Here is a 7,992-nt window from a genome sequence, read left to right as displayed (position 1 = left end):
GTTTGCCCGGCGCAGCTCTCATCATGGGGCGGGATCTTTCCCATCCACGACCCCGGATAGATTCGAGCAAGTCCACTTTATGCCAACACCGCCTCGCTTGCAAAAATCGGGCTGACCATAGATTTTTATAGCCAGTAAGCCTAACCATTTGGCCGAGTGTTCAATGTGAAATCCCGGCGCTACGATCGTGTGTACCCAACTAACGGTTGCCGCACGATGGTGAGCTTTGATGAATCTCTGTTTCTGGATGGTGCTGAATCTTGGCGTGCCGATCATCGGCCCGATCTTCACGCTTGTGCTCGTCGCTCCTGCTCACGGCTGGCGCGTCGCGAAGACGTTGATCGCCGGATCGGTGAAAGACGGCCAACTGTTCTGGTGCGCAAATGGGCTGTGTGCTTCCGCGGGATATGAGGTGGTCACGACGCTGGAGCGGGGAAGCGGCGAAGTGTCGCTTCTGGTGCTCTGCCTTGCCGGACTCTGCGTGCTGGGATTTATCTGTTCCAGTTGCGTGATGCTCGGCTTGGTCAACGCGCACTACGGAAGGCTGGAGGCCCGTGTTCGTTACCGGCAAGGACCATCCGCTGCCGGAAGCTTCTCACGTGCAGAAATAGGCATGTCGATTGTGCTAACAGGCATTGCTGCAGTTCTGTTTGCATTCCTACACATGCATTTGAATCCGCTTTTCTGAGATGGTGCGGCATTTATACTGATGCTTTCAAGGAGGGAGTCATGAAAAAGCTAACCATCTTTCTGTCGTCAGACGAAAATCGCCTACGTTTTCTGAAGGTGATGATGTTTCTCTTAAGCGTCGATCTTATCTGCTTGGTACTGGCGGCCACCACCGACATTTTCAAAAGATAAGCGCAGCACACTCCATTGCCGGAGCCGGCCGACGTGACGTCCCGGCCGGCACACAAAACAGGCACATCAAACCGGCGTCAGAACAGACGCAACAACCCATCCAGTCCAACGTAGTTGAACGCCACGCTGGCTGCTTCGCGCACCACCGGCTTGGCACGGAACGCAACGGAAAGTCCCGCCTCGGCCATCATCTTCAGATCGTTGGAGCCGTCGCCCATGGCAATCGCGCGGCTCGGCTCAATGCCCAATTGGGCGCACGTCTCGCGCAGTGTGCGGGCCTTCACCTCAGCGTTGACGATCTCGCCGGTCACGTTGCCCGTCAGTTTGCCGTCCACGATTTCAAGCGTGTTGGCACGAGTGAAATCGAGACCAAGGCGTGCCTTCAGCTTGTCGGTGAAGAAAGTGAATCCGCCCGACACCAGCAGTGTCTTCAACCCGGCCGCCTTTGCGCCGGCCAGCATCTGCTCGGCGCCCGGCGAGAGTCGCAGCCGCTCCTCGTAGACGCGCTCGAGTGCGCTCGCATCGAGACCCTTGAGCAACGCCACGCGGCGCGTCAGGCTTTCGTTGAAGTCCTTGATTTCGCCACGCATCGAAGCCTCGGTGATCGCCGCCACTTGCGCTTTCAATCCGCAGAAATCGGCGATTTCGTCGATGCACTCGATCGTGATCAGCGTCGAATCCATGTCCATGGCGACCAGCCCGAAGTCGCGCAGCTGGCGGCCGGCCTCAACAAACGCGTAATCCAGTTGATGCGTGGAGCAATACACGTCGAGGTCGGCGCGCTGCGAGACGTTTGCGTCGGCAATGCGAATCGCGTTCGCGTCGATGACGGTCGCCTGTGAACCGCGCGCGAGCGCGACGAGCGTTTTGTGATGATCGGCGGAAAGAGGCGCGGGGCTTTGGATGACGAGGTTCATGGACGACGCAGTAACGCAGAAAAGGGCGGACGCGCGGCGCGCGCGGAAAATCCCGCTATTGTAACGGTTCGGGGGAGGGCGCCGCCGCCGGCGTGTGTCCTGTGATCCGCCGTGCAATCGGTGAGCGTCCGGGTCATACTGGCACATCGAACGACGCCTCGCAGCCGTTGCGCAAGACTGCCGCAGCATCCCACGCTTTCACTGCGTGCGCCGCACGGCACACGAAACGCACCGGCTCCCGCGACGAGGCGCGCCACCACGGAGACAACGCATGCCCCCGGCGACCGCCAGCGACGCAGCCACCCTCGCGCGCGACTTCGATCTGCGCCACCTGAACCCCGCTTTCTATGCCGATCCCTATCCGGTCTACCATGCGCTGCGCGCTCATGAGCCGGTCAAGCGCATGCCGGACGGCTCGGTGTTTCTCACGCGGTTTCGGGACGTGCAGGCGGTCTATCGCGACCCTAAGACCTTCAGCTCCGACAAGACCGTCGAATTCAAGCCCAAGTACGGCGACTCGCCGCTTTACGCGCATCACACGACCAGCCTCGTATTCAACGATCCGCCGCGCCACACGCGGGTGCGCAAACTGATCGCCGGAGCGCTGACGGCGCGCGCGATCGCCGCCATGGAGCCGGGGCTGGTGCGCCTCGTCGACGGGCTGCTCGACGCTGCCGCCGAACGTGGCCGCATCGATCTGATCGGCGAGTTCGCGTCGGCGATTCCGATTGAGATCATCGGCAATCTGCTGGACGTGCCGAGCGCGGAGCGCGCGCCGTTGCGCGACTGGTCGCTCGCGATACTCGGCGCGCTCGAGCCTTCGCTGACCGAAGCGCAGCTCGAGCGCGGCAATCGCGCGGTGAGCGAATTCATCGACTATTTGCGCGGGCTGGTCGCGCGACGCCGGCGTGAGCCGGGTGACCCGCAGCATGACGTGTTGACGCGCCTGATTCAGGGGGAAGCCGGCGGCGAACAGTTATCGGAAGCGGAGTTGCTGCAAAACTGCATTTTCATTTTGAACGCCGGCCATGAGACCACGACGAATCTGATCGGCAACGGGCTCGTCACGCTGACGCAATGGCCCGACGAGCGCGCCGCGTTGCTGCACGAGCCGTCGCTGATCGAGTCGGCGGTTGAAGAGTGTTTGCGTTTCGAGAGCTCGAATCAGCTCGGCAATCGCATGACGACAGTCGATGCCGACATTGGCGGCGTCGCGCTCGCGCGCGGCACACCTGTCACGCTGTGCATCGGCGCGGCCAATCGCGACCCGGAGCAGTTCGCGGATCCGGACCGCTTCGACATCCGTCGCGATCCGAACCGGCACCTCGCGTTCGGCTTCGGCATTCATCAATGTGCGGGGTTGTCGCTCGCGCGGCTGGAAGCGCGCATTGCCATCGGCCGTTTCGTGCAGCGTTTTCCAGGGTATCGCCTGAACGGCGAGCCGATTCGCGGCGGACGCGTGCGCTTTCGCGGCTTCGCCGCGGTGCCGGTGGAACTCGAACCCTCTCAGCCCGGGTCGACGTCCCAATAAGGCGGCTCGCCGAAATGCGCGGCAAGGAACTCAATGAACGCGAGGGTCTTCGGTGGCACGAACGCGCGGCTCGGATACACCGCCCAGATCGCGACGTTCTCCGCGAGCGGGTAGGCGTCGAGCACGCTGACCAGTGCGCCGCTGCGCAGATAGGGCGCGACGTCCCAGGTCGACTTGAGCGCGATGCCGAAACCCGCCAGCAGCGCGTCGCGGATCACTTCACCGTTATCCGTGACGAGGCGTCCGCTGACCCGCACCTCGAGCGGCCCGGCGGGCGTGACGAACGCCCAGTCACGCTGGTCCGACAGCATCACGCACTCGTGCTGCGCGAGGTCCGAAGGATGATGCGGCGTGCCGCGCGCGGCGAGGTAGGCGGGCGCCGCGCACAGCACCCGGCGATTCGCCACGAGGCGCCGCGCCACCAGCGACGAATCCTTTAGCACACCGATACGGATCGCCACGTCGATACCCGCGTCGACGAGATCGACCAGTTGGTCGGTCAGCCGCAAATCGACACTCACGCCCGGATAGCGGCGCAGAAATTCGCTGATTACCGGCGACACGTGCTGCCGCCCGAACGACGACGGCATCGACACCCGCAGGCGGCCCTGCGGCTCGGCCTGCGCCCGGCCCACCGAGGCGCGCGCGGCGGCCGCCGCGTCGAGCAAGGCTTCGGCGCGCGTCATGAATACTTCACCGTCCTGCGTGAGGCTGATACGGCGCGTGGTACGGTGCAGCAGCCGCGCGCCCAGCAGTTTCTCGAGCTGCGCGATGCGGGAACTGGCAACGGCGGCCGACAGGCCGAATTCGCGGCCGGCCGCCGATACGTTGGCGAGCAGCGCGGCGCGCACGAATAACGCCACGTCGAGCAGATCGAGCCGCTCCCGCTCACTGGACGCGGACGACGCGGGTAGGCTAGGGCGATTCATTGTTCTGAAATTCAAAAAGATGTTTAAGCCATTATGACGGTTTTTCGAGAGTAAAAACCGCCTTAGGATGGCGCCAGTGAGATCGATGACCGGCATGGGCCGAGCGGAGGGCCGCCCCGTGGAAGGCCGCCCACGCAGGTCGCGGTCCCCCCATTTCTATTGAGCGAACAGGAGCGTGTATGAAAGCCGTGGGTCTCTATCGTTACTTGCCGATCGATCAAGCCGAATCCTTGGTCGACGTCGAAATCCCAACACCTGAAGCCACGGGCCGCGATCTGCTGGTGAAAGTCGAGGCTATTTCCGTCAATCCGGTCGACTTCAAGGTGCGCGCGCCGAAAGATACGGTCGAAACCACCCCGCGCGTGCTCGGCTGGGATGCGGCCGGCACGGTGGTCGCAGTGGGCCCGGAGGTCACCTTGTTCAAGGTCGGCGATCCAGTGTTCTATGCGGGCAGCATCACGCGGCCAGGCGCCAACAGCGAATTCCATCTGGTCGACGAGCGGATTGCCGGGCGCAAGCCGGCGTCGCTCGATTTCACCCACGCGGCCGCGCTGCCGTTGACCGCGATCACCGCATGGGAAGCGTTGTTCGACCGTCTCGGGGTATCGCCGCAAGGTGCCCATGAGGGCCGCTCGGTGCTGATCATCGGTGGTGCGGGCGGGGTCGGTTCGATCGGTATTCAACTGGCGAAGCAGCTCGCCAAGCTGAAGGTGATCGCCACCGCATCGCGTCCCGAATCGGCGAAATGGGCCACGGAACTGGGCGCGGACCACATCGTCGATCACTTCGGCGACATGCCGGCACAGTTGAAAAAGCTCGGTATCGAACAGGTCGACTACGTGCTGATCTTCAACGACACCGACAAGAACTTCCCGGCCGCGGCCGAAGTCCTCAAACCGCAAGGCGGCATTTGCACGATCGTCGAAAACAGCCAGCCGGTGCAGGTCGATCTGCTGAAGGCGAAAAGCGGCGCGTTCCACTGGGAATTCATGTTCACGCGTTCGATGTTCGGCACGCCCGACATGATCGAGCAGCACAAGCTGCTCACCGAAGTGGCGCGCCTCGTCGATGCGGGCACGTTGCGCACGACGGTCGGGCAGACCCTCGGGACGATCAACGCCGCGAATCTGCGCCGCGCGCATCAACTGCTCGAAGATGGGCGCGCGATCGGCAAGCTGGTGCTGACGGGTTTCTGACCAGCGACACGCGCGGCAGGCGCAAAATTCGCTTTGCCGCAAGCGGGTTAACACCCGACTCGTACGCAGCACGCGCCGTGCCGCTTGGCGTTAGACTGGTGGTGCATCACGGCAAAACAGTTGCGTATCTCGCGGCCCGGCTGGCCGCGCATCGACCGGTGTCGTTCAGTCGGGCGGTGCGCGGGCAGGAGCACTGAAGCGAGTGCGCAGCGGCACAACAACGAGGTGACAGTATGAGCTCGAGCTTCAAACTCTCCGCCGTTTCCGTTGTCGCTTCTCTCGCTTGCGCGCTCGTGCCCGGCATGCTCGCGCAGGTGGCCCACGCCGCCACGCCGATCACCGTCACGTCCCAGTCCGCCCTCGACGGTCCGATCCGCTACACGGTTCGCGTCACGTCCAAACAGTTCGGCAACTCGCAGGAAACCCGCACGATCCGCTCCGGCGAATCGGACGACTTCACGTGGAAAACCGTGCCGCCGGGCGGCCCGGTTCCCGCGACGGACGCGTGTCCGAACTACGCTTCGCTGCCGGTCGACACCAACGGCGCGATGATTCGGCAGACGCAGATTCGCTTCGCTCCGGTCGTTGCCGGTGACGGCACCGCAAGCGTGCAATTGAGCTTTCAGGCACAGACGCCGCACGGCGTGAAAACCGTGACGAGCGGCGGCAAAACGCTCAAGTGTCCGAACGACGTGACCGTGAGCCAGATCCTGCGCTTCACGATGCCGGTCAACGGCAGCACGAAAACACTCACGCTCAACGACGGCACCGAGGTGGCAATCAGCGCCAAGCGTTGAGCCGGGCGCGCGGTGAACGGCCGGCCAGGCTCGCCTCGGCGGCTCACCGCGTTATCGCCGCATTTATCACCGCGTTATCGTTGCGTTAGCGTTGTGCCGCGGTGCGTTCGACCAGCCGCGCCGCGAGAAACCGGTGCTCCGCCGAAAAGAGCCGCCGGTACGTGAGCAGCACCGCGCCCACCGTCCCCAGCGCCGACGCCGCGGCGATCAGGAACATGATCACGATCTGATAGCGCACGGCCTGCAACGGCGACTGGCCGGCCAGCACCTGGCCGGTCATCATGCCCGGCAGGCTCACCACGCCGACCACGGCCATCTGGTTCAGCGTCGGCATCATGCCCGCCCGCACCGCTTGCCGTGCCGGCGCCTGCGCCGCTTCCCAGCGCGTCGCGCCGAGCGCGAGCGCCATATCGACGCGGTCGCGCCGCGCGGTCAATTCCTCAGTCATCCGTTCGATGCCGAGCGACACACCGGTCAACGTATTGCCCAGGATCATGCCGAGAATCGGAATCGCGTATTGCGGTTCATACCACGGGTGGATGCGGATCACGACGAAGAGTCCCACAGCGGCCACCAGCCAGGAGCTGACCCAGATCGACAGCACGCTGTCGGCGCGCTGCCCGGCATACGTGCGGCTGCCGCGCTGCGCACCCGCGAACCCGGCGATCAGCGTCATCACGATCATCAGCGGCAGCACGACGAACCAGCGATCGTAGCGGAACACCCAGCCGAGCACGTAGCCGATCGCAAGCAACTGCACGACGGTGCGCGTCGCCGCCCACGCGAGCTTGCGTTCGAGATCGAGCTTGAGCGCGACCGATAGCGCGCCGTTCACGACGATCAGCAGCGCGGCAATCGCGACGTCCCAGAGACTCAGGTTTTGCAGATTCATTGGCCGAGCTCCTGGCGAGCGAGGAGCGAGGGCGCCACCGAGGTGTCATCGAGCACGCCCGCGCGCATGGTCAGGTGCCGCTCGCTCATGCGCGCGGCCTGCGCGGGATCGTGGGACACCCACATGGAGGCGTGGCGGCCAGGCTCGGCATCGAACCAGGCCTGCACCAGCCCCTCGATCGCACGTGACGACTCCGGGTCGAGCGAGGCGGTGGGTTCGTCGAGCAGCAGCACCTCGGGCGCAAGCTGCAGCACGCGAATCAGTGCGGTGATCTGCGCTTCGCCACCAGAGAGTTCGCTCGCGCGCTTGTCGAGAAAATCGCCGCCACGGCCGGCCTGAACGGCGAGGCTTGCCGCGCGGGCGCGATCGAAGCGCACGTCGCGATACGCGCGCAAGTCGAACGGGTAGCGCAGATTGTCTTCCACGCTGCCGTCGAGCAGCGCGGGCCGCTGGCGGATATAGGCGACGTTGCGCCGGTAGCGCGTGATGACGGCGCGGTCCACTGGCGCACCGTGCCACAGGATGCGTCCTGCATCGAGCGGGTCGAGCAGGGCGAGGGCGCGCAGGAATACGCTCTTGCCTGAGCCGGACGGCCCGGTGATCGCAACACGATCGCCGGCGTTGAGGGCGAAGGTGGTCGGCTGCAGCAGCGTCTGGCCGCGCGCGGCATCGCGCCGGGCGATGCCCTCGGCGAGAACGAAGGGTACGTCGGTCATCAGTCGGATCTTGGTGGGGAAAGCGTCTTGTCAAAGTCTGGGTATCGTTGCAACGATACGGCGGCCCAATTGTTGCGACGATTTGTGATGGAACTGTGCGTCATGATAAAACGACGGCGGCGACTCGTCGCTCGCGACCGGGCACGACATCTG

Annotated in this window: 9 protein-coding genes; 5 read left to right on the top strand and 4 right to left on the bottom strand. The window is 64.3% G+C overall.

What is annotated here, in order from left to right; translation table 11 throughout:
- The first annotated feature begins 229 nt into the window (after window positions 1-229).
- Window positions 230-688: a hypothetical protein gene (locus tag A6V37_RS32095; RefSeq protein WP_064267782.1), complete on the top strand. Its 459-nt coding sequence runs from the start codon at window positions 230-232 to the stop codon at window positions 686-688.
- A gap of 41 nt (window positions 689-729) precedes the next feature.
- The gene (locus tag A6V37_RS42930) at window positions 730-861 is read left to right on the top strand and encodes a hypothetical protein (protein ID WP_279616169.1); all 132 of its coding nucleotides are present in this window, start codon (window positions 730-732) and stop codon (window positions 859-861) included.
- Window positions 862-938: 77 nt separating this feature from the next.
- Here A6V37_RS42930 and serB read toward each other — a convergent pair whose 3' ends face one another.
- On the bottom strand, window positions 939-1,778 hold the full coding sequence (serB, locus tag A6V37_RS32090) for a phosphoserine phosphatase SerB (RefSeq protein ID WP_064267783.1): 840 nt from the start codon (window positions 1,776-1,778) through the stop codon (window positions 939-941).
- A 271-nt stretch (window positions 1,779-2,049) separates the two neighbouring features.
- Between serB and A6V37_RS32085 the strand changes: the two genes are divergently transcribed.
- Complete coding sequence (locus tag A6V37_RS32085) at window positions 2,050-3,309, top strand: cytochrome P450 (protein WP_064286728.1); 1,260 nt, start codon at window positions 2,050-2,052, stop codon at window positions 3,307-3,309.
- On the opposite strand, the gene A6V37_RS32080 is transcribed toward A6V37_RS32085, so the two are convergent.
- Window positions 3,285-4,238: a LysR family transcriptional regulator gene (locus A6V37_RS32080; RefSeq protein WP_064286727.1), complete on the bottom strand. Its 954-nt coding sequence runs from the start codon at window positions 4,236-4,238 to the stop codon at window positions 3,285-3,287. The two genes, A6V37_RS32085 and A6V37_RS32080, sit on opposite strands and share 25 nt — an antisense overlap.
- 179 nt (window positions 4,239-4,417) lie before the next feature.
- Here A6V37_RS32080 and A6V37_RS32075 point away from each other — a divergent pair, with 179 nt between their 5' ends.
- The gene (locus A6V37_RS32075) at window positions 4,418-5,434 is read left to right on the top strand and encodes a zinc-binding alcohol dehydrogenase family protein (RefSeq protein WP_064267786.1); all 1,017 of its coding nucleotides are present in this window, start codon (window positions 4,418-4,420) and stop codon (window positions 5,432-5,434) included.
- A gap of 233 nt (window positions 5,435-5,667) precedes the next feature.
- Entirely contained in the window at window positions 5,668-6,231 is a 564-nt protein-coding gene (locus A6V37_RS32070) for a DUF6013 family protein (protein WP_064267787.1), read from the top strand.
- Window positions 6,232-6,316: 85 nt separating this feature from the next.
- Here the strand turns inward: A6V37_RS32070 and A6V37_RS32065 are convergent, their stop codons facing one another.
- On the bottom strand, window positions 6,317-7,123 hold the full coding sequence (locus A6V37_RS32065) for an ABC transporter permease (protein ID WP_064267788.1): 807 nt from the start codon (window positions 7,121-7,123) through the stop codon (window positions 6,317-6,319).
- Window positions 7,120-7,839 (bottom strand): ABC transporter ATP-binding protein, encoded by a 720-nt coding sequence (locus tag A6V37_RS32060; protein WP_064267789.1) that lies wholly within the window; start codon window positions 7,837-7,839, stop codon window positions 7,120-7,122. The genes A6V37_RS32065 and A6V37_RS32060 overlap by 4 nt, the downstream gene beginning before the upstream one ends.
- Between the last annotated feature and the right edge of the window lie 153 nt (window positions 7,840-7,992).

This window comes from Paraburkholderia ginsengiterrae, from assembly GCF_001645125.1.
GTDB lineage: Bacteria > Pseudomonadota > Gammaproteobacteria > Burkholderiales > Burkholderiaceae > Paraburkholderia > Paraburkholderia ginsengiterrae.
This window is presented reverse-complemented; position numbering and strand designations above follow the sequence as displayed.

Coding starts and splice junctions, on each gene's coding strand:
- A6V37_RS32095 (WP_064267782.1), top strand. CDS start 230: ATGAATCTCTGTTTCTGGATGGTGCTGAATCTTGGCGTGCCGATCATC.
- A6V37_RS42930 (WP_279616169.1), top strand. CDS start 730: ATGAAAAAGCTAACCATCTTTCTGTCGTCAGACGAAAATCGCCTACGT.
- serB (WP_064267783.1), bottom strand. CDS start 1,778: ATGAACCTCGTCATCCAAAGCCCCGCGCCTCTTTCCGCCGATCATCAC.
- A6V37_RS32085 (WP_064286728.1), top strand. CDS start 2,050: ATGCCCCCGGCGACCGCCAGCGACGCAGCCACCCTCGCGCGCGACTTC.
- A6V37_RS32080 (WP_064286727.1), bottom strand. CDS start 4,238: ATGAATCGCCCTAGCCTACCCGCGTCGTCCGCGTCCAGTGAGCGGGAG.
- A6V37_RS32075 (WP_064267786.1), top strand. CDS start 4,418: ATGAAAGCCGTGGGTCTCTATCGTTACTTGCCGATCGATCAAGCCGAA.
- A6V37_RS32070 (WP_064267787.1), top strand. CDS start 5,668: ATGAGCTCGAGCTTCAAACTCTCCGCCGTTTCCGTTGTCGCTTCTCTC.
- A6V37_RS32065 (WP_064267788.1), bottom strand. CDS start 7,123: ATGAATCTGCAAAACCTGAGTCTCTGGGACGTCGCGATTGCCGCGCTG.
- A6V37_RS32060 (WP_064267789.1), bottom strand. CDS start 7,839: ATGACCGACGTACCCTTCGTTCTCGCCGAGGGCATCGCCCGGCGCGAT.